We start from the raw sequence: 26,416 nt of genomic DNA, 5'->3' as shown, positions 1-26,416 counted from the left end.
GGCGCCCTGCCCGCCATCAGCCAACACCTCTCCAAGCTCAAACTGGCCGGCCTCGTCCGCTCCCGCCGCGAGGGCCGCCGGGTGGTGTACTTCGTCGACGATCCCGAGACGGTCGCGGTGATGCGCACGCTCGTCGTCCAACTCGCCGCCCGCAGCGAGGGGGCCGCGCCGGCCCGCCCGCGTCAGCTCGGTGCCTGAGATCACCGCGGCGCCGGGGACCGACCCGCTGTCCCCGGACGCCGACGCGGCGCGCGCGGCTGCGGCCGGGCCGGTGGGGGGACCGGTGGAGCCGGCGGCGCTGACGGCGTTGCAGCTGATGCGGCGGTTGGACAGCGGACCGCGCGGACTGACCGAGGCGCAGGCCGAGGAGCGGCTGGCCCGGTTCGGGGAGAACACCGTCCCGTCGTGGCGGCCGGTGTCCTGGCCGCGGCGCTTCCTGGGCGCGCTGCGGGACCCGTTCACCACGGTGCTGCTGTGCCTTGGGCTGGTCTCGGCGGCCGTCGCGTCCTGGGGCACGGCCTGCGTGATCATGACGCTGGTGGTGGTCAGCTGCGCGCTGCGGTCCGGCGGCGAGCACCAGGCCGGCCGGGCGATGGCGGCGTTGCAGGAGCTGGTCGCCACCACCGCGACGGTGCAGCGCCGGCCGGACGGGGACGCGGCGCCGCAGGTGCGGGAGGTGCCCGTCGACCAGTTGGTGGTCGGTGACCTGGTGCGGCTGGGTCCGGGCGACCTGGTGCCGGCGGACCTGCGACTGCTGCGCGCCAGCGGGCTGACGGTGCACCAGGCGGCGTTGACCGGGGAGTCAGCGCCGGTGCCGAAGCAGGCACTGGACGCCCCGCCCGACGGCCACCCGGACGCGTCCGAGCCCCCGCACGTGTGCTTCCAGGGCAGCAGCGTGGCGACGGGCGGCGGGACCGGCCTGGTGGTGGCGACGGGGGCGGACACCCGGTTCGCCGCCGCGTACCGCGGGCGGGCCCGGCGGCGCGGCGAGACCGCCTTCGACCGGTCGGTGCACGGCATCGCCTGGACGCTGATCCGCTTCATGCTGCTGACCCCGCCGCTGGTGCTGATGGCCAATGCCGCGCTGCGCGGGCGGGGGCTGGAGACGCTGCCGTTCGCGGTGGCGGTGGCGGTGGGCCTGACGCCGGAGATGCTGCCGGTGATCGTGACCACGGCGCTGGCCCGCGGCGCCGCCCTGCTCGCCCGGACCAGCGGGGTGATCGTCAAGCGGCTGCCCGCCCTCCACGACCTCGGCGCGATCGACGTGCTGTGCCTGGACAAGACCGGCACCCTCACCCAGGACCGGCCGGTCGTGGTGCGGTCGGCCGGCCCGGACGGCGCACCCGATCCGGAGGTCCTGCACTGGGCGGCGGTGAACAGCTTCTGGACCATCGAGCTGGCCGAACTGCCGGTGCCGGACGCACTGGACGAGGCGATCCTGGCCGCCGCGGACGAACAGGACACGGATCCGCTGGAGTACGACGGGATCGCGGCGCTGCCCTTCGACCCCGTGGTGCGGATGTCCACGGCGGTGATCCGGCAGCCGGGGCGGCACGGTGTGCACACGCTCGTGGTCAAGGGCGCCGTGGAGGACGTCCTCGCCCGGTGCGGGCGGGTGCGCGCCGACGGGGCGGAGACCGAGCTCGACGACGCGGCGCGCGAGCGGCTGCTGGGGTGGGCCGCCCGGGAGGCGGCCGACGGCCTGCGGCTGCTGGCGGTGGCCCGCGGCGAGCGCAGGCCCCGGCTCGGCGGATACGCGGACGGGGACGTGCGGGGGCTGACCTTCGTCGGTTTCGTGGCGCTGAGCGACGCGCTGGCGCCGTCCGCCGAGGACGCCCTGCGGGTACTGGCCGAGCGCGGGGTGGCCGTGAAGGTGCTCACCGGCGACCACCCGGGGACCGCCGCCCGCGCCTGCCGGGACCTGGGGCTGGCCCCGGGTGAGGTGCTCACCGCCGGCCGGCTCGCCGGGCTGACGGGCCCGGCGCTGGCGGCGGCGGTCGAGGGGGCTGCCGTCGTGGCGCGCTGCACGGCCCAGGACAAGGCCCGGATCGTGACGGCGCTGCGGGGTGCCGGGCACACCACCGGGTTCCTGGGCGACGGGGTCAACGACCTGCCGGCGCTGCACGCGGCCGACGTGGGGATCTGCCCGCGCGGGGCGGTGCCGGTGGCGCGCGAGGGCGCCGACGTGGTGCTGGCGGAGAAGGACCTGACCGCCATCGACCGGGCGATCACCGCCGGCCGGAACGCCAGCGGCAGCATCGGCGCCTACCTGCGGATCACCCTGTCGTCCAACCTCGGCAACGTCATCGCGATGCTGGCGGCGGGGCTGCTGCTGCCGTTCCTGCCGATGCTCCCGGCGCAGGTCCTGGTGCAGAACCTGTGCTTCGACGCGGCGCAGCTCTCGCTCGCCTTCGACCAGCCGGCGGTGGGCGCGGCGCGCCGGCCGGCGGTGCTGCGGCCGCGGGTCTTCCTGCGCTTCATCACCGCGTTCGGCCTGATCAACGCCACGGCGGACCTGGCGACCTTCGCCGTGCTGGCGTTCACCGCGAAGGTCACCGCCGGGACGGACAGCCCGACGATGTTCCACGCCGGGTGGTTCACCGAGAACCTGCTCACCCAGGGCATGGTGATGTTGCTGCTGCGTACCGGGCGGCGGGCGGCGGAGCGGCGGACGGTGGGCCCGGTCCACCTGGCCGTGACCGCGCTGGCGGTGGTCGGTCTGCTGCTGCCGGTCTCGCCGCTGGCGCCGGTGCTGGCCATGTCGGCCCCGCCGCCGCTGTACTACCTGCTGCTCTCGGTGGTCCTGATGCTCTACGGGGCGGCGCTGGCGTTCGCGCGGATACGGTACGCGCGCCGGGAGAACGGTACGGGCGGGCCCGGCGGATCAACGGACTGATCCGCCGGGCACGCGCCGGCGCCGGGAGGTCAGCGGGGCGGGCGGCTCACCAGTCGCCGCCGCCGAAACCGCCGCCGTCGAGGCCCCCGCCGTCGAATCCGCCGCCGTCGCCGAAGCCGCCCCCGAAGTCCGCGGGGTTGAAGTCGGCGCCCGACGCGGTACCGCCCTCGGGGCCGTTGGCGAACGACGAGTCGGCGTAGGCGGACGGGGCGCTGAGCACCGAGCCGAGCAGGGTGCCGGCGACCATCGCGGTGAGCACGCTGCCGCCGCCGAAGTAGCCGCCGGCCCACGGGGAGTAGGCCGGTCCGGCGTCCCAGTAGGGTTGCGGGCCGCCCGGGGTCTGGACGGTGCGGGCCATCGGCTCCAGGCCGTCGGCGATCCGGGTCGCGTCGGCGGCGCACGCCGGGACCTGGCGCGGCGTGCCGCCGGTCGGGGCCCACTGGACGTCGGCGGTGGAGGGTCCGTGCCGCGGGTCGAAGAAGCAGGGCAGCCGGCGCTCGGGCAGCGGGGCGCCGGTGCGGCGGGCGGCCAGGGTGGCCAGCGCGAACCGGCCGTCCTCCAGGGCCTCGGTCACCGGCCGGACGTCCTCGGGGCGGCGGGCCTCGGCCATCTTGGACTTGGCGAGGTCGTAGGCGTCCAGGGCGCCGGTGTAGTCCGTGCGCATGGCGTCGGTGGCGCCGGGCTCGGAGGGGTTGAAGTCGAGGCGGTCCAGTTCCTCGCCGAAGGCGGTGATGTCCTCGTCGACGACCACCCGCAGCGCCTCCAGCTCGGCGCGTTCCCGCTCCTCGCGCTGCTTCTTGGCCCGGCGGAAGAGGGCGTAGCCGCCGACGCCGCCGACCACCACCACGGCCCCGCCGACGAGCAGCCCGGTGGCGGAGCCGCCGTCGCCCGCGTTCCAGGAGGACGGTGCCTCGCCGCGGGCCTGCCCGACGGCCTGCTGGGCGAAGTCGGTGACCATGCCCTTGGCGTCGCCCTTGTGGGAGTCCCGCACGGCGCCGGTGAGGTTGCGGGCCGCGTTGTGGGACAGCACCTGCGGGTCGGCGCCGGCGTTGAAGCCGTTGGCGCCGAGGTGGACGGCGTAGACGCCGGTGATGCCGACCTTGGTGCGCAGGTCCCGCAGCAGCGTGGCCCGGGGGAACTCCGGGACGTCCGGCAGGACGGCCACGAAGACCGGCTTGTCGGCGTCCCGTATCTTCTGCGCGAGCGCGTTGCGGTCGGCGTCCGGGAGCTGGTCGCGGACGCGCGGATCGACGTAGACCGGGCTCTTCTTCAGGGCGTCGGCCACCGCGTCCAGGCCGGTGCCGGCGGCGTGCGCCGGCTGCGGCACGACGGCCGTCCCGGCGAGCAGCGCCAGGGCCGTCAGCAGGAATGCGGCGAGGACCCTGGGCAGGACTCTGGTCAGAACGCCGGGCGAGGGCCGGCGGAGGGCTGTCATGGGACTGATCTTCTCCTCAACGTCAGGACGACAGGGGGGACATGGGCGGAAGGTGACGTACCGGTGCCGGTGATCGCCGGGAGGCGCTCCGGCTAACCGTACGAGAGATCGGCGCACGGGTCGTCGTCGGCGGACCGCCCGGCCCCGTCCGCCGGCGCCGGCGGTGCGGGCGGGCCGCCCGCGGCGGGCCGGTCGGCGTAGTCCCGGCCGAGGGTGAGGGCGATGCCGGGGGCGGGGGTGGGTCGCAGGAGCGCGCCGGGGAAGTGCTGGGCGACGGTCTGCGCCCGGTCCTGCTGGCCGGGGCCGTAGGCGACGAGGGTGGTGGCGTGCTGCTGGGAGCCGGCGGTGCCGGTGGCGAGGACGGTGAACCCGGCGGCCCGCAGTTCGGCGGCGGCGTGCGCGGCCAGCCCCGGCACGGTGGTGCCGTTGTGGACCGTGACGGCGATGCCGGTGCCGGGTGGGGCGGGGGGCGGCGGGGTGGCGGCCTTGCCGTCGTCCGGCGCGCCGGACCGGCCGGTGCCGCCGGCGTCCAGGTCGTCCACGGTGCGGTCGGCGCGCAGGGCGGCCCAGAGTTCGTCGGCGGCGGGGTGGACGACCGCGACCCGGGCGCCCTGGTACCGCCAGGGCAGGGTGCGGAACTTGGTGTCGTGCAGGTCGATGTCCTTCATCGACAGGGCGAAGGCCAGCAGCCGGTCCGCCGTGCCCAGCCCGGGGTCGACGGTCAGGGCCGCGGTGGCCGCCCGGGCCAGCGGGAGCAGTGCGGAGGGGTTCATGCCGCGGGCCCTGACCTTCTTGACGAGTGCGGCGGTGAACGCCTGCTGGCGTTTGATCCGGCCGATGTCGGAGCCGTCCCCCAGTCCGTGCCGGAGCCGGACGTAGTCCAGTGCCCGCTGGCCGGAGACGGTCTGCGGGCCGCGGGGGAAGACCAGCTTGCCGGGCGCCCCCAAGTGCGGGTTGAGGTCGCCCTCGTGGACGTCCTGGGGCAGGCAGACCGGCACCCCGCCGACCGCGGTGGTCAGTGCGGCGAAGCCGGCGAAGTCGACGACTACGGTGTGGTCCACCCGCAGCCCGGTGAGGGCTTCGACGGTGTTCTGGGTGCAGGCGGGGTTCCCCTTGGCGGTGCCGCCCACGGTGAACGCGGAGTTGAACATCGCGGCGGAGCGCGGTGGCGTCCACCGCCCGTCGGGCAGCCGGCACGGCGGGATCTCCACGAGGGTGTCGCGGGGGAAGGAGACCGCGAGCGCGTGCCGGCCGTCGCCGTGGACGTGCAGCAGGAACGCGGTGTCGGAGCGCCCCACGTCGCCCTCCCCGCCGCCGAGGCGGCGGTTCCCGCCGGCCCGCGAGTCGGAGCCGATGACCAGGACGTTGCTGCCGGCGCCGGCGGCGGGGCGGTCCCGGCTGAGGCCGTCCGCGCCGAAGGTGGTGATGTCCCCGTTGAGCTGGAGGTAGAGCCAGCCGGCGCCGGCGACCAGCAGGACCAGGAGCGCCAGGGTCGTCGCGGCGGTCATGCGCACCCCGCGCCGCGGTCCCCGGACGAGTCCCTCCCCGCCCCCCTTGCCGCCTCCGTGTGCGGCCCCTGCCGCGTGGCTGCGTGTCACGTGTACACCCTCGTCCGTGCTTTTTCCTGCCGGCAGACGGATCCCCCCTGCCCAGGGTTATACAGTTGCGCAATGTAGCAAGTGAACTCCCGGCCGGGTCCGCGCGACGACGGCCGCGAAGACCGACCGTGGTGACAACGAGAGAAGGGTGGCAGCGATGCTGCGCAATGGACTGGAACCCTGGCACCTGCTGATCGTGGCGCTCGTGGTGATTCTCCTCTTCGGCTCCAAGAAGCTGCCGGACACCGCCCGGGCACTGGGCAAGTCGCTGCGCATCCTCAAGAGCGAGACCAAGGCGATGAAGGAGGACGACGGCACGCCGCCGACCACCACCTACACCCCTGGCCCGGCGGAGCACGCGGAGGCCGCGCGCACCATCCACCCGGCGCCCGGCGCAGCCGCCAGCGGCACCACCGGCGGTGCGGCACCCGGCGGCATGGGCACCGAGCGACCGGCCGCCGCCCACGCGGAGCGGGAAGCCGGCCCGAACCCCGCACACTGACGTCGACCGACCGGCGCCACGCACCGCACCCCGTCCACCGAGGACCGCCGCCCACCGTGGGACCGCTCCTCGCGGGCGGCCCGGCGAGGACCGCCCACGGAGGGCCTACCCCGCTTCCGGGCCCGACCCGCCGCGTGCCTCACGGACTCACGCCGTCGAAGCCGTACCGCAGCGGCTCGCTCTTGACCTTCAGGTCGCGGCGGTAGATGTGCAGTGCCGCGACCTGGAGGCCGTCCGGGGCGCTCTCCACCCGGCAGGGACGGCTCACTTGGAGCACGCCCGGCCGGCCGGTCACCCGCAGTCGCACCCCGTCGGCGGGGCCGCCGGTCAGCACCGCGATCTCCCACCGCTCCACCTCGACACCCACGCCCGTTACCGCGACCGATACCGCGTCCTTTTCGTCCATGAGCAACACTTTAGGGATTGCGCAATCAGGGAACCATCAAGGGGTGCGCCGCGTTGTCCGGACAGTGGCCGCAACACGCCACCGTCCGCGGGGCGCCGCCCGGCACCGGGCCGGACCGTCGGGCAATCTTGGCCCTCTATCCATCGGGGAATACACGTGCACCAGAACGACCGCTTACAGGCACCGGACACCACCGCGTTCGAGCGCACCGTCGACCAGGCCCTGAACTCCCCGGAGGTCAGGTCGGCACTGTCGCGCACGGCCGGTGCCCTCAACGCCGAGCAGTTGCGCAGCGCGGCGTTCGACGCACGCGACGCACTGGCCGCCGCGGCGGCCGCCGAACACCGCGAACTCGTCCGCCTGCGCGGCGCCGCGGCCGACGGCACCCGGGCGGTACCGCCCCCGCCGGCCGTCGGCACGACGTCCCGCAGCGGTGGGGTGCTCCCCGCGCTGGGCGTGCTGGTGCCCGGACTGGCCGCCACCGCCGCGGCCGTCTTCCTGCTGTTCGGCTTCGGCCTGCACACCGTGGCGGCACCGTCCCGGCTCGCCGACGAACTGATCGCGGCCGGCTGGACGTCCGCCGGGGTCGCCGTCGTGGCGGCGCTGACCGGACTGGTCTGGATGCTGGTGGCGGCCTCCCGCAACCGGGCGGCGGCCGAGGCCCGGACGCCGGACGAGACCGATCCGGCGGTCGTGCGGGCGCACGAAGCCTGGCAACTGGCGCTGCTGGAGCGGGCGATCACGCCCTTCCTGCTCGGTCGGATCGACCGCGCGACGGGCGACGGGAGACCCGGTGGCCGGCCGGCGCTCCCCCGCCCGGCCACGGCCGGGGTGTCCGGCGGCGGCGAGCCCCGTCCGGCGCCGTCCGACGGCCCCGGCTACAGCTCACCGGACTTCGCCGGCCCCGACTTCAGCAGCCCGGACTTCGGCCGTCCGGGCTTCTCGGGGCCGACCGCACCCGGGTCGCCCTGACCCGTGCCGCCGGGCCTTCCTGCGGCACGCGCGGCGACCGGCGGTGCACCCGCGCGCCCCGGCCCGCCGGCAGGCCGGGAACGGAACCGGGGACGCGCGGGCCGGGAGTCACAGATGCGCGGCGATGGCGGGCATCAGGTCCTCGAACGTGCGGCCCTGGGCGGGCGTGCCGATCGCGGCCATCTCCCAACCGCCGCCCGACCGGAAGACCTTGGCCATGATCTGGGCGGTGTGCGAACCGCCGCCGGAGAGGGAGTAACGGGCCAGCTCCTGGCCGGTGGCGTCGTCGAGCAGCCGGCAGAAGGCGTTCTCCACCTCCGCGAAGGTCTGCCCGGTGAAGGAGTTGACGGTGAAGACGATCTGGTCGACGTGGACCGGCACCCGTGCCAGGTCGACCTGGATCGACTCGTCGTCACCGCCCTGGCCGGCGCCGCCGACGAGGTTGTCGCCGGTGTGCCGCACCGAGCCGTCGTCGCTGACCAGGTGGTTGAAGAAGACGACGTCCACGGGCTGCTGGCCGGCGAAGAGCACGGCCGACGCGTCGAGGTCGATCTCGCGGGCGGTCAGCCGGGCCAGGAAGCCCTTGCGGCGCGCCGCCTGCCAGCCCAGCCCCATCCGGACCACGCTGAGCGCGCCGCCGTCCGACTTGCTCAGGCTGACCTTCTGGCCCTTGCTCAAATTCACACTCATCTGATTCCCCATGTGTCGGTCTCAACTGGAAACGGACGCGCCGGCACGGCAGTTCCGGCTTCCACCGACGAATCCACGATCCACCTCACAGTAGAAGCCGACATTCCGGGACGGAAATCGATACCGCCGCCGGTGCGAGCCCCGCTTCAGTTCCGGGAATTGCCGAACAGCAACCGGTAGACCACGAGCAGGACCAGGGCGCCGGCGACGGCCGCGATCCAGGTCGCGAGGTCGAAGAAGTTGTGCGCGATCGGCCGGTGCAGGAACTTCGCCGACAGCCAGCCGCCGATGAACGAACCGGCGATGCCGATGAGCGTGGTGCCCACCAGCCCGCCCGGATCGCGCCCGGGAAGCAGGAACTTGGCTATCGCCCCGGCCAGGAGCCCGAGCACGATCCAGCTGATGATGCCCACGGGACATCCTCTCCTTGGTCGTTGGGTAGGTGCGGTCCGAAAATCTACATCACTGTAGAAGTTGTCCGCGCCGGAACCGGCCGGGGCGGCCGGCGCAGCGTTTGCCGGGACGACGGGCCGGCGGGACGCTTGAGGACATGGCGTGCACCGCACCCCCCGAGACGCTGACCGGGTGGGCCGTCGAGCGACCGGGGCCGATGGCCTCCGGGCCGCTGACACCGGTGCGCCGCCCCGTCCCCGAGCCCGGCCCCGGGGAACTCCTGGTGACGGTGGAGGCTTGCGGTGTCTGTCGTACGGATCTGCATCTCGCTGAGGGTGATCTTCCAGCGCACCGGCCGGCGACCGTACCGGGACACGAGATCGTGGGCCGGGTGGCTGCCGCGGGTGCGGCGGTGACGCGCTTCCGCACCGGCGACCGGGTCGGCGGGGCCTGGCTGCGGGCCACCTGCGGGGAGTGCCGGTACTGCCGGGCCGGCGCCGAGAACCTCTGCCCCGCCTCCCAGTACACCGGCTGGGACGCGGACGGCGGCTTCGCCGACCTCACCCTGCTCCCCGCCGACTACGCCTACCCGCTGCCGGAATCCACGCCCGCGACGACGCTGGCACCCCTGCTGTGCGCCGGGATCATCGGCTACCGGGCGCTGCGGCGCTGCGCCCTTCCACCGGGCGGGCGGCTGGGCCTCTACGGCTTCGGCGGCTCGGCGCACCTGGCGGCACAGGTCGCGGTGGCCGAAGGGGCCCGGCTGCACGTGCTGACCCGGTCCGAGCGCGCCCGCGAGCTGGCGCGCTCGCTGGGCGCGGTGTCCACCGGCGATGCCTACGACCGGCCGCCCGAACCGCTGGACTCGGCGATCCTGTTCGCGCCGGTCGGCGATCTGGTGCCGGTGGCGCTGGCGGCGCTGGACCGGTCGGGCACGCTCGCCGTCGCCGGCATCCACCTCACCGACATTCCGCCGCTCATCTACCAGGAACACCTCTTCTACGAGCGGAACCTGTGCAGCGTGACGGCCAACACCCGGGACGACGGGCGGGAGTTCCTCAGGACCGCGGCACGGATCGGGATCCGGGTCACCACCAGCCCGTACCCGCTCGGCCGGGCGCCCGAGGCCCTCGCCGACCTGGCCGGCGACCGAGTCCAAGGGGCGGCGGTGCTGGTGCCCGACCGGGAGTTCAGCGGGTCGTGAGGTAGGCCGCGACGAGTTCGGGCGGGGCCGCCTGCTGCCACGAGTCGAGCAGGATGTCGCGGAGTTCGTCCAGGTCCTCAAGGGCGGCCAGGCGCACCCGGACCCAGTTCGAGCCGGCCTCGTGCGGCGGCACCCAGAACTTCTCCGGCTCCGCCGCGATCAGCTCGCCGCGCTCGTGCATCGGGCACCGCACGGCGAACGAGGACTCGTCGTCGGGCACGGTGACGAACATCTTCCCGGCGACCCGGAAGGTGGGCATGCCCCACGCCTGCTTCTCCGCGGTCTGCGGGAGGGCGAGCGCGAGGCGGCGGACGTCGTCGGAGTCCGGCGCGGCAGCGGATCCGGAGGTGGTCGTGGTCACGTCACCAGGGTACGGCGCGGGCCCGCCGCCATCGGCTCACCAGGGGGACGGGGCGTAGTCCTTGAGGAAGCAGCCGTGCAGGTCCTCGCCCTGTTCGCCGCGGACGATCGGGTCGTAGACCCGGGCCGCGCCGTCCACCAGGTCCAGCGGGGCGTGGAAGCCCTCGTCGGCCAGCCGCATCTTGTCCGGATGCGGACGCTCGTCCGTGATCCAGCCGGTGTCGACGGCGGTCATCAGGATGCCGTCGGTCTCCAGCATCTCGCGGGCGCTGGTGCGGGTGAGCATGTTGAGCGCGGCCTTGGCCATGTTGGTGTGCGGATGGCCGGCGCCCTTGTACCCGCGGCTGAACTGGCCTTCCATCGCCGAGACGTTCACCACGTACTTGCGGCGGGCCGGGGACCCGGCGAGCGCCGGACGCAACTTGCTGACCAGCAGGAACGGTGCGGTCATGTTGCAGAGCTGGACCTCCAGGAGCTCCACCGGGTCGACCGCGTCCACCGTGTGGATCCAGCTGTTGGTCGCGTGCAGGTCGGGCACCAGACCGCCGGCGTCGATCGCGGTGCCGGCCTCGATCCGGGCCGGCGAGGCGGAGCCGCTGGTCAGTGCGAGGGCGGTGAGGTCCGTCGCGGACAGCCCGGACGTGCCGTCGGGCGCCGCGGGCAGGGCGGGCGCACCGCTGCCGAAGTGGCCGAGGACGACGGCCGCGGGCAGCTCGCCGGCGGGCAGCGGCGCGGACTCGGCCTCGACCAGCTTGCGGTACGCCTCGGGCGAGCGGCGCACGGTCTGCGCGGCGTTGTTGATCAGGATGTCGAGCGGGCCCTCGGCGCACACCGTCTCGGCGAGCGAGAGGACCTGGGACGGGTCGCGCAGGTCGATCCCGACGATCTTCAGTCGGTGCAGCCACTCCGCGCTGTCCGGCATCGCCGTGAAGCGCCGGATCGCGTCGTTCGGGAAGCGGGTGGTGATCGTGGTGTGGGCGCCGTCCCGCAGCAGCCGGAGCGCGATGTACATGCCGATCTTGGCGCGGCCACCGGTCAGCAGTGCGCGCCGCCCCGTGAGGTCCGTGCGGGCGTCCCGGCGGGCCCGGTTCTCCTGGGCGCAGGAGGGGCACAGCTGGTGGTAGAAGGCGTCGACCTCGACGTAGCGGGACTTGCAGACGTAGCAGGAGCGGGGCCGCTGCAGGATGCCGGCGAGGTCCGTGCTCACCGAGCTGGCCAGGGAGCGGCCCATCGTCTCGTCGTCGATGCGGTCGGCGGCCCCGGTGGCGGTGGCCTCGGTGACCGCCTTGTCGTGGGCGGTCTTGGCGGAGCGGCGTTCCTGCCGGCGGCGGCGCTTGACCTCGCGGAAGATCCCGGCAGTGGCCCGCCGTATGGTGATCGCGTCGGGGTGGTCCACCGGGAGGGCGTCCAGCTCCTCCAGGACGCTCAAGCAGATCGCCATCCGCTCCGCGTCGATTCCGGTGCGCTCGGCCCGGCCTTCTTCGGTCACCGTCATCGCCGCTGCCGCTTTCCTGGGATCGTTCGGTCTCTCCAGGCCGGCCGTGGGACCTCGGGATTGCCTGTTCGAGCTTCGGCGGAACTTTACGCCAGCGGCCGGCGACCGCGCCAAACCGGCGGCGACGGCACCGGGCCCTCGGGCGGCCGCGGCGCGCGCCGGCCGTCGCCGATCCCGCCGTTCCGCTGTCGCCGCCGCCGGTGATCGGCACAATGAGGGACGTGCCGCACGACGCTGAACTCGCCCTCGCCGACGGGACGTCCATCCGCCTGGAACTCGCGCCGGCGCCGGACCCGACCCGGCCGGACGCGCTGCCCGGCGCGGCCGCGGCGGAGGGTTTCCTGGGCGGAACGGCGCCGGAGGCGGGCGCGGCCCACGGCGGCGGACGGGCCGCGGCGGAGGCGGTGGCGGCGCTGCGCACCGTCCTGCGACCACTGGGCCCGCTGCTCCAGGAGGTGCACGACGCGGTCACCGCCGCCGAGCGGCCGCCCGACGAGGTGTCGGTGCAGTTCGGCGTGCAGGTGGGCCAGGACCTCAAGCTCGGCGTCGTCGCCGGGAGCGGGCGGGCGTCGCTGACGATCACCGCGACCTGGCGGCCGCAGCCCACCGGCTGAGGGGCCGGCGCCGGCGGGCGGCGGCCCGACCGGGTCCGGCCCCGGCGGGCGACGTCAGGGCCGTCCCAGCAGCTGGGCGCCGGCCGCGGAGTCGCCGCGGGCGGTGAAGTAGGCGGTGAACGCCGCGAGGAACTCCTCCTCGGTGATCTCCCCGTCACCGTCGGCGTCGAGTTGGCGGAAGCCGTGGTTGAGCTCGGCCGGATGGATGCGGGAGCTGCCGAACAGCACGCGGTACTCGTCGGCGCCCAGGCTGCCGCTGCCGTCGGTGTCCGCGGCGCGGAAGAGGGCCCGCAGTGCGGGGCGCAGGCCCTTGTCGAGGTACGCGGGGTCCTGGTCGACGCCGGCGAGCACGGCCGTGCTGAACTCCGCCAGCGACACCCGGTCGTCACCGTCGGTGTCCATGGAGGTGCGGATCTGCTGCCACCAGGCGTCGAAACCGGCGTACACCTCGGCCTCCCGGTCCTCGGACGGTTCCAGCTGCCAGCAGACGTTGTGCGCCATCGCCTGGAGGTCGGCGGCGGTCAGGTACCCGTCGCCGGTCTGGTCGAGCACCTGCCGGAAGAAGGTCTCGACGCGGGCCCGGCGCGTGGTGCCGCGGCCGGAGCGGCGGGGCCGCGGCGGCCGCCCTACCGGCACGGCGCCCCCGGCACCGGGCTCCTCGGCGGTGGCCCGCCCCGCCGTGCCGCCACCGGCCGTCCCCGAGCGGTAGCGCAGGCGGTCGGGCAGCCGCGTCACGACGTGCCGCGCGCCGTGGTGCAGCGTCCAGGACAGGGCGGCGGCGCTGCGGCTGCGGCGCAGGCCGAAGCGCTCGCGGAAGGACGGTGGCAGGTCCGCGAGGGTCAGGGCGGTCAGCAGGCGGGCGATCACCGGGCGCAGCAGCGGCCAGGCGGGGCGCAGCCGCCCAAGGCGGCGCGGGGCCGGGGCCTGGCGCAGCATGTCGAAGAGCAGGTCGTGCGCGGCCCCGGTGTACTCCAGGCGTTCGCGGATGGTGCGTTCCACGTAGGCGGGCACGTCCGCGGCGGTCGCCGGGAAGAGTTCCGCGGGCAGCGCGAACGCGTCGCAGACGGAGCGGAAGTCGGCGTACAGCTCTTCGCGTTGGGCCGGTCCCAGCGGTGCTCCGGACAGCTCCTCCATCGCGGTCATCGACTCGTACAGGGTGACCAGCACCCACACCCGGACCGCGGGCTCCAGGGCGGTGAAGTTGCGGCCGTCGGCGTCGGTGCCCTGGATGCGGCGGTGGGTCCGCTCCAGGCGGCCGATCTCGCGGTGCAGTCCCTCCTGGTCGGCGAAGAACAGCCGCTTGCCGCTGTCCATGGTGTGCTCCACCCGCCGCCAGGGATGGGCGCGGTAGGTGGAGAACTCCGCGAGGCCGGCGGCGACCGTCGGATCGGCGTTCTGGAGTACGAGCAGGCGCCAGGCGACCAGGGCGATCCGACGCTCGCCGAGGGTGCGGCGCAGCGGGCGGTCGGATCCGGGCAGGACGGTGGTCACGGGCTTCTCCCAACGGGCGGGGGCACGGCGGCAGTTCGACGGGCAGGTGAGGTGCCCGCTCAGCCGTAGGAGTAGCCTCCGTCGCCCGTTCCGCGACGGGGTTTCCGGCGCGGGACCACCCGTCCGGGCGATCTGCGGGCCCGGCGGGTTTGCCGCAGGCGGCCCGCGTCGGCGCGGTCGAGGCGTCCCGGGGCGCCGGCGGTCCCCGTCCGCCGGCCGGGCTCAGCGGGGGTCGGGGGCGGCGACGGTGTCGAAGAGCAGCTTCTTGAAGCCGGCCTCGTCGACGCGGCGCACCAGGGTGAGGTTGGCGGGCGGGGCGACCAGTCGCCGGTCGATGACCATCTGCCCGCGGGTCTCGTCGGCGAGCGAGATCTCGACGTGGGCCCGTTCCTGCTCGGTGACGAGGCCGGGGTCGAGGGCGACGGCCATGGCGATGGGGTCGGGCAGGTCGTAGCCGGCGAGTCCGGTCACGGTGCGGGCGAACTCCGCGACGGTGCGGTTGATGCGGTGGGCGAACGTCGCCATGGGGGTGCCGAGTTCGGCCAGCCGCTGCTGGTCGGCGGGGCTCATGACGGCGTCCTTGCGGGAGACGTCCCAGCCGATCCAGGTGACCTTGTCGGCGGTGGCGGCGCGGGTGACGATCCGGGCGGCCTCGGGGTCGGCCCAGACGTTGAACTCGGCGGTCGGCGAGACGTTGCCCGCCAGGTCGGGGGCGCCGGCCATGCAGTACACGTGCCGGTAGCGGGTGAACAGCTCCGGGTCGATCAGCAGGGCGGCGGCGATGTTGGTCAGCGGGGCGAGGGTGACCAGCGTCAACTCCCCGGGATGCCGGCGGGGATGGGAGAGCAGCGCCTCGACCGCGTGCCCGTCGCGGGGTGCGGCGCTGGGGTCGGGCAGGTCGTTGTCCCCCATCCCGTCCTCGCCGTGCACCTCCGTCGCGCCGGACGCGGCGCGCAGCATCGGCCCCCCGCATCCCAGGTGCACGGGGATGTCGGTGCGGCCGGCGGTCTCCAGGGAGATCAGGGCGTTGCGGGCGGCGACGGTGACCGGCACGTTGCCGGCGACGGTCGTCACCGCCCGGACGTCCCCGAGTCCGCTGGCGGCGGCCAGCAGGAGGGCGACGGCGTCGTCGGAACCGGTGTCGGTGTCGATGATCAGCGGGAGTGCGGGCATGGCCGGGCCCTTTCGGCAGGTGGCGGTGCGGGGTCGGGCGGGCACCGCCAGGGTACGGCGGGCCGTGGCGTCGCGGGGTCCCTTCCGGGGGCGGCGGGGCGCCCGCCGCCCTCGCCGCGCGACGCGTCGTGGGAGGGGGTCACGGGGTGGGGGCGAGGGCCGCGCCGAGCGCCGTCCGGTCGAGCTTGCCGTTGCGGTTGAGGGGCAGCGCGTCGAGGGCGGTGAGGGAGGCGGGGACCATGTAGGCGGGGAGGCGGTCGCGCAGGGCGGTGCGCAGGCCGTCGGGGGTGGTGGTCGGGTCGTCGGTGGTGTAGGCGGCGGTGAGTTCGGTGCCGCCGGGTGTGGTGCGGGGCAGCACGGCCGCGTCGCGGATGCCGGGCAGGGCGCGCAGCGCGGCTTCCACTTCGCCGAGTTCGACACGGTAGCCGTGCACCTGGACCTGCTGGTCGCCGCGGCCGAGGTGGACCAGGGGCGGCTGCGCGCCGGCCGGGCCGGGCAGGGGCGCGACGCGGTCGCCGGTGCGGTACCAGTGCGCGTCGGTGAGGGCGGTGGCCGGGTCGTGGGGCGAGCCGTCGGGGGCCAGGAAGCGGCCGGCGTTCTCGGTCGGGTCGAGGTAGCCGGGGAAGCGCTGCGGGCCGCGCATGCACAGTTCGCCGTCGTCGAGGCGGAGTTCGAGGCCGGGGTGCGGGGTGCCGATCGGGACGGTGCCGTTGCGGGTGGCGGGCCAGTCGGCCGGGTCGGCGGGGAGGCGGTAGGTGACGCAGGTGACGGTGAGTTCGGTGGGGCCGTAGGCGTTCTCCAGCGTGCTGGCGGGGGCGGCCCGGTGCCAGGCGGCGGCCTGCTGGAGGGTGAGCGGTTCACCGCAGAACATGCTCTGCCGCAGGGTCGGCATGCTGTCGGGCTTCAGGGCGCGCAGGCGTTGGGCGAGGGAGACGAGCGAGGGGACGGAGTTCCAGTGCGTGAGGGCCCGCCGGTTGACGAACCGGACCGGTGCGAGGAGTTCGCCGCGGGTCGGCACGACGAGGGTGGCGCCGCTCCCCCAGGCGGTGAACATGTCGTGGACCGAGGGGTCGAAGGTCAGGTCGAAGGTCTGCGAGAAGCGGTCGCCGGGGCCGGCGGCGGTGCGCGCGACGACGTGCGCGAGGTAGGCGCAGACGTTCCGGTGGCGGACCGGGACGCCTTTGGGGACGCCGGTCGAGCCGGAGGTGAACAGGAGGTAGGCGAGGTCGTCGGGGTGCGCGGTGCGGGCGTCCGGGGCGGTGGTCGCGGGCAGGGCCGCCAGTTCGTCGTCGGTGAGGGTGAGGGTCGGCACGCCGAGGGGCTCGGGGTGGTCGGCGGTGGTGTCGGCGAGCACCGCGTCCAGGGCGGCGGCCCGGGCGATGGCCGCGTTGCGTCCGGCGGGGAAGGTCGGGCCGAGCGGGACGACGGTGGCGCCCAGGCGCTGGACGGCGAGGTAGCCCGCGTAGGCCACGGCGGTGCGGGCGGCCAGCAGACCGATGCGGCGGGGCGGGCGCGCGCCGACGTGTTGCCGGAGGCGGGCGGCCAACGCGTCGACCAGGGCGGCGAGTCGGGCGTAGTCGAGGCTGGTGCCGGCGACTTCCAGGGCGGGGCGTTCGCCGTGCCGGTCGACGGCGGCGGCGAACCAGTCGTACAGGGTGCGGTGGCGGGCGGCGGGCGTGCTCATGCGGGCGGTCCGGCTTTCTCGACGGGGGCGTCGCGGTCGGTGTAGGCGCAGCTCAGCGGGAGTGTGGAGCGGTCGCGCAGGGTGGTCCAGCGGTATCCGCCCCAGTGCCCTCGGCGGGCGCCCGGCGGGACCGGGATGGTCCAGGGGCGACCGGCCAGGCCCGCGCCGCTGGCCTTGACGCAGGCTTCCTGGGCGGTCCAGATCCAGGCGACCTCCTCCGCGGCGTGTTCCGGGGGGAGCGCGGCGAGCTGCCGGGCGTGGTCGGGCGGCAGCCGGCGGGTCAGGGCGAGGCCGACGTGCGCGGTGGGGCGTTGCAGGTCCACGCCGAGGGCCCGGCCGACGGCGACTCCGGCGGCCACCCCGCCCTCGGTGTGCGAGACGCTGATGCCGATGCCGGGGTGGCCGTGCAGGGCGGGTTTGCCCCGTGGATCGGCGGTGATCTCGGCGTCGGCGAGGTCCGGGCGGACCGCGGTGAGCAACTGCCGCAACAGGCCGCGCCCGGCGAGGAATTCACGGGCCCGCCATTCGGGCAGGGTGGCGGCCCGGCGCAGGTCGTCCGGGTGGCGACTGGCCGGGGCCGGGCCGGGGCGGCCCCGCGGGTCGCTGGTGGTGCTCAACCAGACCCGGTCGGCGATGCGGAGGGGGCGGGTCACGGCAGGGTGCCCGGCCGGACCAGGCCGTCGAGGGCGGCCTCGGCGGTGTCCGCGACGGCGCCCAGGACGACCTCGCCGGCGCCGCCACCGATGTCGAACAGCGCCGCCTGGGCCCGGATCTCCTGGATGCCGCCGGTGGTGAAGCCCTCCGCGCCCCACAGTTGGCCGCAGGCGGCGAGGACGTGGTTGACGGTCGAGCCCGCGGCGGCCTTGAGGGCGGCGGCGGCCGTGGCGTCGTGGCGGAGGGCCACCGCGTCCGCGCAGTCCGCGGCCAGGGCGTGCAGTTCCCGCACCCGGACCAGGCAGGCCGCGAAGCGCTGCCGCACCGCGTCCAGGTCCCACAGTGTGCCCTCGCCGTGCGGGCGCCGGGTCAGGTGGCGGTGGGTGTCGGCCAGGACGCGCCGGCACAGGGCGACGCCCCACTGGGCGCCGGCCAGGCGCTCGGTGGCGATGTGGCGGGCGAAGAGGGGCAGTCCGAAGCCGGTGCGGCCGACCAGGTGGTCGCGGTCGAGCCGGACGTCGTCGAGGGTGAGGTGCCCGGTGCCGGAGGGGGCGAACAGGGCCGAGTCGGCGGCCCGGACGGTGACGCCGGGTGCGTCGGCGGGGACCAGGACCCAGGTGAAGTGGGTGAAGTGGCGGCCGGGCCGGTGCCGGGCCAGGACGAGGTGCCAGGCCGCGGTGGTGGTGTTGGCGATCCACCGTTTGGTGCCGGTGAGGGTCAGGCCGTCGTCGGCGATCCGGACCTCGGTGCGCAGGGCGGCGAGGTCGGTGCCGGTGGTGGCGTCGGTGGCCGCGAGGGTGACGGTGGCCCGACCGGACAGCACCTCGTCCAGGGCCTGCCGGGCGAGTGGCGTCCGGCCGGCGGACAGGACCGGTAGGGCGGTGGCGAGTTGGACGCTGGCGGAGAGGGTGGCGGGGATGCTGAAGCGGGCGTCGACGGCGGTGAGCAGGTCGGCCAGGCCGTCGGGGTCGGTGCCCGCGGTGACGGCGCCGTCGCGGTAGGCGCGGGTGAGCAGGCCGGCGCGGCCGAGCGCGGCCCACACCTCGGCGCCGGTCGCGGTCGCCGGCAGCGCGTCGAGGGCGGCGTAGCGGGCGGCCGGTGGTGCCGGTGGGGTCCCCTGGTCGGGTGTCGGCGGGCTCGCCGGCACGGGCGGGCTGTCAGGCAAAGGTGACTCCCTGGTCGCGCAGGGCCAGGCGGCCGTCGGCGAGGTGCAGCCGGTCGTTGCTGTAGTTGAGGGCGGCCGAGCGCAGGTCGCGCAGGGCCCGTTCCAGGCCGGTGGGCGAGTCCTGGAGGTAGCCGTGGCGCAGGCCGAGGGCGGTGACCAGGTCGTCGACCGCGGAGTGGCACTCCTCGGCTGCGGTGATCTTGAGCGCGTTGAGCTGGAGCTGCCGGGCCGGGACGGCGAGGTCGGCGCCGGACTCCAGGGTGCGCAGGCTCTGTTGGAGCAGGGCGTGGACGGTGTCCAGGCGCTGCCGGGCGCGGGAGATCCGGGTGAGCAGCAGTTCCGAGCCGAGGTCGAAGCGCTCGCGGCCGGCCGGGCTGCGCAGCAGTCGCAGGACGCGGGAGAGCGCGCCGGCGGCCGTGCCGAGCCAGGCCGCCGACCAGCCGAGGTGCGCCAGCGGGCCGAAGACCTGGGCGGCGATGTGGTGGAAGCCGCCCTGTTCGCCGATGACGTGGTGGTCGGGGACCCGGCCGGTCAGCCGCAGGGCGACGCTGTGACTGGCCCGCATCCCCATCGGCTGCCAGTCGCCCGAGGGGGTGCGGGTGAGCTGGTCGCGGTGGGCGTAGACCAGCGACACCTCGCTCGCGGTGGCGTCCGCGCCGGGGCTGCGCATGGTGATCAGGTAGCCGTCGGCGTGGCTGCCGCCGGTGACGATGGGCGCGAATCGGTCGATCGTCAACTGACCGTCGGCATCGACGAGTTGCGCCTCGGCGGTGAGTAGGTGGCCGCCCTTGCCGGCCTCGGTGGTGACGGAGGCGAGGTAGCACTCACCGGCCGCGATCCGCGGGAGGAGTTCCTTGCGCAGCCGTTCGCCGGCGAACCGGACGACCGCCTGGACCTGCTGGCAGTGCATCGCGAAGATCATGCCGACGGACATGTCGACGCGCCCCAGCGCCTCCGCGGCCGTCACCAACTCCCGTGCGGTGCCGCCGAGTCCGCCGTGTTCGGTCGGGACCAGGAGGCCGAGCAGGCCGGTGCTGCGCAGCGCGTCCAGGGCCTCGGTGGGGAACTCCGCGGCCCGGTCGGTGCGGGCCGCGTGCCGGGCGGCAACCTCCGCCGCCTCGGCCAGCCGGGCCGCGAGGTCGTTGCCGGTCATGCGGTGACCTCGCCGGGCAGCTGTGCGGCGATCGCCTGCCAGAGGCTGCCGGCGGTGGCGAAGGTGGTGTCGTTGAGGTCCTCGTCCGGCAGGGAGATCCCGAAGGTGTCCTCGATGGTGAAGAGCAGTTCGATGGCCTGCATGGAGTCGACGCCGAGCCGGCGCAGGTCGGTGTCCGGGGCGAGGTCGAGTGGTTCGGCGCCGGAGTGCTTGAGGAACGGGCGGAGCATGTCGGTGAAGCGGGCGTCCATGGGGCCTCTTCCAGGAAGGTGGTTGGTCAGCGGGCGATGCGACAGAGGTCGTCGACCCGGCGGAGGTTTTCGGGGATGAGTTCGTCCGCGTCGAGTTCGCGGTCCAGGGCGCTCTCCAGCCGTTCGATGATCTCGACCAGGCGGAACGAGCTGAACGCCGGGAAGGAGTCGAACGGGGCCCCGCAGAGCAGGTCGGCGACCGGAACGCCCAGCACGTCGGCGGCCACCGCGGCCACCCGGCGGCGCAGTTCGTCGTCGGCCGCCGGCGGCGCCGCGGGGGCGGGGACCGTCCCGAAGACCGTGCGGTCGGCGGTGAGGACGGCGCGCAGGCGGTCGACCACGCCGGGCGGCTCGGCGCGACCGCGGGCGACCCGGCGGTGGGCGAGGTAGGTCTGTTCCACGACCTTGTCCCAGGCGCGCAGGTGGTCGGCCTCGGGGCCGGGCTCCGGCCCGTCGACGCGGCCGGCGAACAGCGCACGATAGGTGGCGTGCAGTTTGCGGGTGCGGGCCAACAGCCAGGTCTCGACGGTGAGTTGTTCGATCGCCCGGGCCCGGTCCGGCCACTTCTCGTAGGTGTCCAGGTAGGCGTCGGCGGCGGTCGCGTCGCAGTCCGGGGCGGGCCGCAGGGCGGGCAGCGGCGGGAGGTCCGTCGGCGCCAGTTCGACGACGTCGGCCGTGGTGAGTCCGGCGAGGTCGGCCGCGGGCAGCACCCAGTGGCCGGGGGTGGCCGGTCCCCACTCGGTCTCGTTGCGGTAGGCGTCGGTGACGTGCCAGCCGTCCGGGCCCGCGGCCAGCAGGAAGCTGTGCGGCATGTGGGCCCGCCCGTGGTAGGGCAGCCAGGGCAGTTCGTGGGCGTCCGCGACGACGTAGCGGACGCCGTCGTCGGGGGTCAGCGCGGCCGGCAGCTCCGCACCGGTCGACCGGGCGTGGTCGACGACCCGCAGGCCGACCAGGGCCGGGAGGGTGGCCAGTTGCTCGGCCAGCGGCGGGTCGACGGTGGGCAGCCCGTCCTCGGCGCGCTCCCAGGAACGCAGGCCGAGGGGGGCGCCGAGCCGCAGGTGGGCGCCGGGACCGTGGTGGTGGTCGGCGAGCACCGCGAAGTTGACTTGGATGCAGTCCAGCAGGCCGGTGTGGACCGGGCCGAAGTCCAGGTGTGCCATGTCCGTTCCCCTTCCTTCGGTCACAGCCACCGCGGCAGGACGGGCAGCGTGGTGGTGGTGTGCAGCCCGGTGCCGGTGGACCGGCCGGACAGCCAGGCGAGGGCGTCGGCGGGGCTGCCGGAGACAACCGGGCCGCCGGTGCCGTAGCGGGCCAGCTCCGCTCCCCCGTCGTCGCGCAGGGTGAACGGCGGGACGTCCGCCGCCTGGGCGTAGTAGCCGAGGACGTCGGCGAGGATGACGTCGCGGGCGCCGGCGGGGATGTCCGCGACGCGGTAGCCGAGGTCCAGGTCCACGTGGTGGAGTTCGAGTTCCCGCAGGCGGATCACCAACACCCTCTGCGGGGTGCAGAGTTCGCCGGTGAACGGCCGGACGGTGGCCTGCCAGGCGGGTTCCGGAAGTTCCTCGGCGCTGCGCTGGAAGTGGGCCGCGGTCTCCCGCACGTCCGCGACCAGCGCGGCGGCGGAGCGGTGGGCGCCGGCCTCGATCTCCGCGTCGCGGGTGGCGCGGTCGGGGTACTGGAGGGTCTCCACGCCGGTGCGGGCCCAGGTCAAGAGGCGCTCCAGGGCCGGTGCCTGGCGGGCCAGGTGGCTCAGGACGTGGCCGCGGGTCCAGCCGGTGAGCGCGGACGGGGCCGGGACGTCCGCGTCGGTGAGGTCGGCCAGGCCGGTCAGCAGCCGGTCGGCGGCGGCCGCGAGCTCCCGGAAGGACTCCGGGGTGGGGGGTATTTCCTTCATGGTGCGGTTCCCTTTCGGTGGTGCGCTCCCGGTCCGGCGGTCCGGCCGGGCGCCGGGTCCGGGCGGCCGGGTCGGCAACGGGGCAGGGCGTGGCTAGTCGAGGAGCCGGGCGAACCCCTTCGCGATCCGGTCGAGTTCACCGGCGATGTGCGGCAGTCGGGTGGGGTCGTCGGCCGCCAGCGCCGCCGCCTGCTGCTCCTCGTCGCCGTAGAGGAGGCTGGTGGCGGCCTTGAAGCGGAGCGCCTTCGGGTCGTCGCCGAGCAGGTGGCCACCGAGGACGACGAGGCCGGACCCGTCGAGGAGGGCGCCGGCCAGGGACGCCGAGTCGGTGATGCCGCGGGCCGCCAGGCGGGCGCGCAGCGGCTCGAAGTCCGGGTACACGTAGAAGCCGGCGGTGGGCGGGCGGCACGCGGCGCCGGCGTCGACCGCGATCCGGTGCACGGCCCGGGCCACCGCGCCGTGCAGCCGGGCCGCGGCCCGCACCCGGTCGGTGATCTCCGGCGGCTCGGCGTAGGCGTACGCGGCGACGTGCTGCATCGGGCCGGCGAGCGTGGACCACAGTTCGCTGGCGACGGCGATCACGCCGTCGCGCAGCCGCTCCCCGGTGTCGCCGGCCGGGAACCGCGCCACGCCGATCCGCCAGCCGCCCAGGCCGAGGGTCTTGGACAGGCCGCTGGTGACCACGGTGCGTTCGGGCGCCACCTCGGCCGGGCTGAGGAAGGGGGTGCGGTCGGGGTCGTGGACGATGTCGCGGTAGATCTCGTCGGCGACGACCACCAGGTCCTCCTCCCGTGCCAGTGCGCCGAGTTCGCGGACCAGCGCGGGCGGGGCGAGGGTGCCGGTGGGGTTGTCGGGGAGGGTGAGGATCAGCAGGCGCGGATCGCCGCCGGCGGCGCGGGCCTCGCGCAGGACGGTGCGCAGCGCGTCGGGCGCCGGGACGCCGCCGCACTCCGCGGGGACCGGCACGCCGTAGACCCGTTTGCCGGCGTAGCGGGCTTGGGGCGCGTAGGTGTTCCAGGCCGGACTGGGCAGCAACACGTCGCCGGGCACGGTCAGTTGCAGGGCCATCAGCAGCGGCTTGCTGCCGGGGGCGACCACCACCTGGTCGGCGGTGGTGGGCTGCCGGCGGCGGGTGAAGTAACCGGCCACCTCGGTGCGGACGTCCTCGGCGCCGGCCACCGGTCCGTAGGCGGCGCGGCTCGCACCGGCCGCCAACGTTGCCGCGAGCTGCGGCAGGACCGGCAGGCGGGCCTCGCCGAACGCCAGGTGCACCAGGGACTCGCCGCGGGCCCGGCGCCGGTCGACCAGTTGGTTCAGCGCGAGGTTCGGCGAGGGCGCGGGGGCGCTGGGGTGGGCGGGGGTCATGCCGGGCTCCCTTCGGTGCGGGACGTGGTCCCGCCGCGGACGGCCGCCGCGAGGTCGGCGGGGGTGGCGGGGTCCAGCTCCAGTTCGTCGAGCCAGGCGGCGGTGGCCGAGTAGCGGGCCCGGAAAGGCCGGCCGACCAGGGACGGTTGCCGCGCCTGGAGCATCCGCAGCCGGAAGAACGCCCCCTCGGGGGTCTCCTCCACCCCGTCCACCACGACCTTGCCCGGGGTGGCCGACATGACCGGACCGCGGACCGTGCGGGCGAGGCCGGGCAGGGTGCGGTAGGCGTCGGCGAAGATCTCCGCGGCGCGGGCCAACGGCACCTTGAAGTACTCGTGCGGACCGGTGTCCCGCTCGACGAACTGGTAGTAGGGGACGGCGCCGGCCGCGAGTTCGGCGCGCCACAGCCGGCTCCACGTCTCGGCGTCGTCGTTGACGTGGGCGATCAGCGGGGCCTGGCAGTAGACGACGGCGCCGGTGGCGCGGATGCGGCGGATCGCCTGTTGGGACAGGTCCGTCGCCAGTTCCCGCGGGTGGCTGAAGTGGGCCATCACCGCGAGCTGTCGACCGGAGTCCACCACCTGCTCGAAGAGGCGGAGCGCGTCGTCGGCGTCGGCGTCGGTGACGAAGCGCTGGGGCCAGTAGGCGACGGACTTGGTGCCGATCCGGACGGTGCGGACCGTCTCCACGTCCAGCAGCGGCTCCAGGTGGGTGCGCAGCCGGTCGGTGGACATCACCATCGGGTCGCCGCCGGTGACCAGCACGTCGTGGACCTCGGGGTGCGCGCGGAGGTGGTCGAGCAGACCGCCCGGGTCGGGCGCGGCGAACCGCAGGTCGGCGTCGCCGATGAACTGCGCCCAGCGGAAGCAGTAGGTGCAGTACGCGTGGCAGGTCTGTCCCTGGCCGGGGAAGTACAGCACGGTCTCGCGGTACTTGTGCTGGAGGCCGGGGACCGGGTCGCCGTCCTGGAGGGGGACGTTGAGTTGCTGTTGGCCCGAGGGGTGCGGGTTGAGCCGGCCGCGGATCTCCTGGACGGCCTCGCGCAGCAGCAGCCGGTCGGCCGGGTCGGCGGAGAGCTTGCCGAGCCGGTCCTCGTCGTCGCCGGTGAGCATGCCGCGCTGCGGGAAGGTCAGCTGGAACATCGGGTCGCCGGGCACGTCGTCCCAGTCGATCAGCTGGTCCAGGACGTAGGAGTTGACGCGGAACGGCAGGACCAGGGAGATCCGGCGGACGGTCTCCCGCACCTCGTCGGGCAGCCCGTGGCGGTCGGCGATGGTGTCGATGTGGCGGGGCCCGTACGCGCGAAAGCGGGTGGTTTCCGGGGCACCGGCCGTCATCGGCGGGCACCCCCGGTCCGGTCCTGCTTGCGGTAGAGGTCGTCGCCGAGCACCAGGAAGTCGAGGTCCATGGCGCGGAAGGCGGTCAGCGCGTCGGCGGCGGTGTTGACGATGGGTTCGCCCTTGTCGTTGAAGGAGGTGTTGAGCAGCACCGGCGGTGCGCCGTGTCGGTCGAGGGCGTCGAGGACGGCGCCGACGGCCGGTGCTTCGTCGCCGTGCAGCACCTGCGGGCGGGTCGTGCCGTCGACGTGGACAACGCCGGGGGCGACCTGCCGGCCGAGTTCGGTGGCCTTGGCGGCGCCGAGCATGTACCGGCTCAGGTGCTCCTGCTGTTCCCAGAGTCGCTCGCCGTAGTCGCGTCGGGTGACGCCGGCGAAGGGGCGCCACTGTTCGCGGTTCTTGACGGTGTTGACCCGGGTGTTGACGTCGGCGGTGTTCGGCACCGCGATGATCGAGCGGCGGCACAGGGCGCGCGGCCCGACCTCGGCGCGGCCCTGCGCGACCGCGCCGATCTGCCCGTCCAGGAGCAGGGCGGTGAGGGCGTCGGTGTCGAGGTCGGTGCGGAGGAGGTCGGAGGTGTCCAGCGCCGCCTCGCGGCCGGCGTAGTCGGGGCCGTGCACGTCGGTGCCCTGGTAGGGGCTGAGCGCGGTGGTGTGCCGGCGGGGCGGGCGGACGGTCCAGGCGGCGCCGAGCGCCACGCCGGCGTCGTGCGGTACCGGCGGGACGTAGAGCGGGCCGGGCAGGGTGCCGTTGGTGCTGCAGTTGAGGGCGACGCCGCCGCTGAGGCAGAGCTCGTCGACGCCGGCGGCCTTGCGGGTGAGCGCGGCGAGGTGGCGGACGGACTCCTCGATGATGCGCTGGGCGGTGTAGGCGACGAGGACGGCCTTGGGGTCGTCGGCGAGGCGTTCCTCGGGGGCGTCGGGGCCGTCGGTGCCGGCGATGCGGGCGTAGTGCTCCCGCCACCGGCCGACGACGGTGTCGTACTGCTCCTTGATCTCGTCGGCGGTGGCGGTGCCGTGGTTCTCGTGGAGCGGGGCGACGGCCAGGCGGAAGTCGTCGGCGGCGATCTCGACGAGGGGTTCGGTCTCCAGACCGGCGGCGCGGCCGTAGGCGGCCAGGCCCATGGTCTTGCCGGCGTTGAGGAAGGAGAAGCCGAGCCAGGTGGAGGCGGCGTCGTAGGCGTAGCCGAGGGAGGCGGTGCGCTGCCAGGTGCGCTCCAGGCGGGGGGCGGCGCCGTCCTCGTAGGTCCAGATGGTGGAGGACTCGTTCTCGCCGTGGCCGTCGACGACCAGGACGCCGGCCTTGCGGAACGGCGAGGCGTAGAACGAGGAGGCGGCGTGCGCCTGGTGGTGCGGGACGCGGACCACCTCGGGGGTGTGGGGGCCGAAGTCGAGGCCGACCGCGTAGGCGAGGAACTCGGCGTCGGTGGCGAAGCGGCGCGGGTAGAGCTGTTCGCTGTCCCAGCCGAGGGCGACCACGTCGATGTCGGCGGGGGTGAGGCCGGCCTGGTGGAGGACGAAGCGGGCGGCGCTGAAGGGCTTGCGGTAGAGGGAGTGGCGGTGGCGGTTGAGGCGCTCCTCCTCGGAGAAGGCGACGATCTGGCCGTGTTCGTCGATGAGGCAGGCGGCGCTGTCGTGCCAGCCGGTAGGCGGGGCGTTGACGCCAAGGATCCACATGTCGGGTG

Annotated in this window: 24 protein-coding genes and 1 pseudogene; 6 read left to right on the top strand and 19 right to left on the bottom strand. The window is 75.0% G+C overall.

Annotated features, from left to right (window positions below):
• Both ACJ6WD_RS37540 and mgtA read left to right on the top strand, forming a co-directional pair.
• A pseudogene (locus tag ACJ6WD_RS37540) lies at nt 1-198 on the top strand (transcriptional regulator); the annotation flags it as partial.
• Nucleotides 191-2,896 carry a magnesium-translocating P-type ATPase gene (mgtA, locus tag ACJ6WD_RS37535; protein WP_376443888.1) on the top strand — a complete coding sequence of 902 codons (2,706 nt, stop codon included), beginning with the start codon at nt 191-193 and terminating at the stop codon, nt 2,894-2,896. The pseudogene ACJ6WD_RS37540 and the gene mgtA, both read left to right, overlap by 8 nt.
• Nucleotides 2,897-2,942: 46 nt before the next feature.
• On the opposite strand, the gene ACJ6WD_RS37530 is transcribed toward mgtA, so the two are convergent.
• Both ACJ6WD_RS37530 and ACJ6WD_RS37525 read right to left on the bottom strand, forming a co-directional pair.
• The gene (locus ACJ6WD_RS37530) at nt 2,943-4,331 is read right to left on the bottom strand and encodes a hypothetical protein (RefSeq protein WP_233660743.1); all 1,389 of its coding nucleotides are present in this window, start codon (nt 4,329-4,331) and stop codon (nt 2,943-2,945) included.
• 92 nt (nt 4,332-4,423) lie between these two features.
• Nucleotides 4,424-5,839, bottom strand: coding sequence for an LCP family protein (locus ACJ6WD_RS37525; protein WP_407617493.1), 1,416 nt, complete (start codon nt 5,837-5,839; stop codon nt 4,424-4,426).
• Between the two features lie 247 nt (nt 5,840-6,086).
• Here ACJ6WD_RS37525 and tatA point away from each other — a divergent pair, with 247 nt between their 5' ends.
• Nucleotides 6,087-6,431: a Sec-independent protein translocase subunit TatA gene (gene tatA, locus ACJ6WD_RS37520; protein WP_233660781.1), complete on the top strand. Its 345-nt coding sequence runs from the start codon at nt 6,087-6,089 to the stop codon at nt 6,429-6,431.
• A 139-nt stretch (nt 6,432-6,570) separates the two neighbouring features.
• On the opposite strand, the gene ACJ6WD_RS37515 is transcribed toward tatA, so the two are convergent.
• On the bottom strand, nt 6,571-6,837 hold the full coding sequence (locus ACJ6WD_RS37515) for a hypothetical protein (protein WP_233660745.1): 267 nt from the start codon (nt 6,835-6,837) through the stop codon (nt 6,571-6,573).
• Nucleotides 6,838-6,993: 156 nt separating this feature from the next.
• On the opposite strand from ACJ6WD_RS37515, the gene ACJ6WD_RS37510 reads away from it, so the two are divergent.
• Nucleotides 6,994-7,809, top strand: coding sequence for a hypothetical protein (locus ACJ6WD_RS37510; RefSeq protein ID WP_331248133.1), 816 nt, complete (start codon nt 6,994-6,996; stop codon nt 7,807-7,809).
• A 108-nt stretch (nt 7,810-7,917) separates the two neighbouring features.
• On the opposite strand, the gene ACJ6WD_RS37505 is transcribed toward ACJ6WD_RS37510, so the two are convergent.
• The gene (locus ACJ6WD_RS37505; protein WP_407617492.1) at nt 7,918-8,499 is read right to left on the bottom strand and encodes a TerD family protein; all 582 of its coding nucleotides are present in this window, start codon (nt 8,497-8,499) and stop codon (nt 7,918-7,920) included.
• 146 nt (nt 8,500-8,645) lie between these two features.
• Complete coding sequence (locus tag ACJ6WD_RS37500; protein ID WP_331248132.1) at nt 8,646-8,912, bottom strand: GlsB/YeaQ/YmgE family stress response membrane protein; 267 nt, start codon at nt 8,910-8,912, stop codon at nt 8,646-8,648.
• A 137-nt stretch (nt 8,913-9,049) separates the two neighbouring features.
• Here ACJ6WD_RS37500 and ACJ6WD_RS37495 point away from each other — a divergent pair, with 137 nt between their 5' ends.
• The gene (locus tag ACJ6WD_RS37495) at nt 9,050-10,096 is read left to right on the top strand and encodes a zinc-binding alcohol dehydrogenase family protein (protein WP_233660748.1); all 1,047 of its coding nucleotides are present in this window, start codon (nt 9,050-9,052) and stop codon (nt 10,094-10,096) included.
• Here ACJ6WD_RS37495 and ACJ6WD_RS37490 read toward each other — a convergent pair.
• Nucleotides 10,083-10,457, bottom strand: a complete 375-nt coding sequence (locus ACJ6WD_RS37490; protein WP_233660749.1) for an MmcQ/YjbR family DNA-binding protein — start codon at nt 10,455-10,457, stop codon at nt 10,083-10,085. The two genes, ACJ6WD_RS37495 and ACJ6WD_RS37490, sit on opposite strands and share 14 nt — an antisense overlap.
• 36 nt (nt 10,458-10,493) lie before the next feature.
• Nucleotides 10,494-11,951, bottom strand: coding sequence for an SDR family NAD(P)-dependent oxidoreductase (locus ACJ6WD_RS37485; protein ID WP_233660750.1), 1,458 nt, complete (start codon nt 11,949-11,951; stop codon nt 10,494-10,496).
• 212 nt (nt 11,952-12,163) lie between these two features.
• Here ACJ6WD_RS37485 and ACJ6WD_RS37480 point away from each other — a divergent pair, with 212 nt between their 5' ends.
• The gene (locus tag ACJ6WD_RS37480; protein ID WP_267953314.1) at nt 12,164-12,565 is read left to right on the top strand and encodes a CU044_2847 family protein; all 402 of its coding nucleotides are present in this window, start codon (nt 12,164-12,166) and stop codon (nt 12,563-12,565) included.
• Nucleotides 12,566-12,619: 54 nt separating this feature from the next.
• Here ACJ6WD_RS37480 and ACJ6WD_RS37475 read toward each other — a convergent pair whose 3' ends face one another.
• From ACJ6WD_RS37475 to ACJ6WD_RS37420, 12 genes are all read right to left on the bottom strand, one after another.
• Nucleotides 12,620-14,056, bottom strand: a complete 1,437-nt coding sequence (locus ACJ6WD_RS37475; RefSeq protein ID WP_407617491.1) for an oxygenase MpaB family protein — start codon at nt 14,054-14,056, stop codon at nt 12,620-12,622.
• A gap of 222 nt (nt 14,057-14,278) precedes the next feature.
• Nucleotides 14,279-15,229, bottom strand: a complete 951-nt coding sequence (locus ACJ6WD_RS37470; RefSeq protein WP_233660752.1) for a nucleoside hydrolase — start codon at nt 15,227-15,229, stop codon at nt 14,279-14,281.
• Nucleotides 15,230-15,368: 139 nt separating this feature from the next.
• Nucleotides 15,369-16,913 carry an AMP-binding protein gene (locus tag ACJ6WD_RS37465; protein ID WP_233660753.1) on the bottom strand — a complete coding sequence of 515 codons (1,545 nt, stop codon included), beginning with the start codon at nt 16,911-16,913 and terminating at the stop codon, nt 15,369-15,371.
• On the bottom strand, nt 16,910-17,566 hold the full coding sequence (locus tag ACJ6WD_RS37460; RefSeq protein WP_407617490.1) for a 4'-phosphopantetheinyl transferase family protein: 657 nt from the start codon (nt 17,564-17,566) through the stop codon (nt 16,910-16,912). Before ACJ6WD_RS37460 ends, ACJ6WD_RS37465 begins: the two co-directional genes overlap by 4 nt.
• Nucleotides 17,563-18,732: an acyl-CoA dehydrogenase family protein gene (locus ACJ6WD_RS37455; RefSeq protein WP_407617489.1), complete on the bottom strand. Its 1,170-nt coding sequence runs from the start codon at nt 18,730-18,732 to the stop codon at nt 17,563-17,565. Before ACJ6WD_RS37455 ends, ACJ6WD_RS37460 begins: the two co-directional genes overlap by 4 nt.
• Complete coding sequence (locus ACJ6WD_RS37450) at nt 18,725-19,885, bottom strand: acyl-CoA dehydrogenase family protein (protein WP_407617488.1); 1,161 nt, start codon at nt 19,883-19,885, stop codon at nt 18,725-18,727. The genes ACJ6WD_RS37455 and ACJ6WD_RS37450 overlap by 8 nt, the downstream gene beginning before the upstream one ends.
• Nucleotides 19,882-20,136: an acyl carrier protein gene (locus ACJ6WD_RS37445; RefSeq protein WP_016573309.1), complete on the bottom strand. Its 255-nt coding sequence runs from the start codon at nt 20,134-20,136 to the stop codon at nt 19,882-19,884. The genes ACJ6WD_RS37450 and ACJ6WD_RS37445 overlap by 4 nt, the downstream gene beginning before the upstream one ends.
• Before the next feature lie 26 nt (nt 20,137-20,162).
• Nucleotides 20,163-21,296, bottom strand: a complete 1,134-nt coding sequence (locus tag ACJ6WD_RS37440) for an acyl carrier protein (protein WP_407617487.1) — start codon at nt 21,294-21,296, stop codon at nt 20,163-20,165.
• 20 nt (nt 21,297-21,316) lie between these two features.
• Complete coding sequence (locus ACJ6WD_RS37435) at nt 21,317-22,030, bottom strand: maleylpyruvate isomerase family mycothiol-dependent enzyme (RefSeq protein WP_233660758.1); 714 nt, start codon at nt 22,028-22,030, stop codon at nt 21,317-21,319.
• A gap of 93 nt (nt 22,031-22,123) precedes the next feature.
• Nucleotides 22,124-23,395 carry a pyridoxal phosphate-dependent aminotransferase gene (locus ACJ6WD_RS37430; RefSeq protein WP_331248125.1) on the bottom strand — a complete coding sequence of 424 codons (1,272 nt, stop codon included), beginning with the start codon at nt 23,393-23,395 and terminating at the stop codon, nt 22,124-22,126.
• Complete coding sequence (locus tag ACJ6WD_RS37425) at nt 23,392-24,732, bottom strand: KamA family radical SAM protein (RefSeq protein ID WP_233660760.1); 1,341 nt, start codon at nt 24,730-24,732, stop codon at nt 23,392-23,394. Before ACJ6WD_RS37425 ends, ACJ6WD_RS37430 begins: the two co-directional genes overlap by 4 nt.
• Nucleotides 24,729-26,408 (bottom strand): carbamoyltransferase C-terminal domain-containing protein, encoded by a 1,680-nt coding sequence (locus tag ACJ6WD_RS37420; RefSeq protein WP_407617486.1) that lies wholly within the window; start codon nt 26,406-26,408, stop codon nt 24,729-24,731. Before ACJ6WD_RS37420 ends, ACJ6WD_RS37425 begins: the two co-directional genes overlap by 4 nt.
• Nucleotides 26,409-26,416: the final 8 nt, after the last annotated feature.

Source organism: Streptomyces sp. VTCC 41912 (assembly GCF_045799175.1).
In the GTDB taxonomy this organism is placed as follows: Bacteria; Actinomycetota; Actinomycetes; order Streptomycetales; family Streptomycetaceae; genus Streptomyces; species Streptomyces albulus_C.
This window is presented reverse-complemented; position numbering and strand designations above follow the sequence as displayed.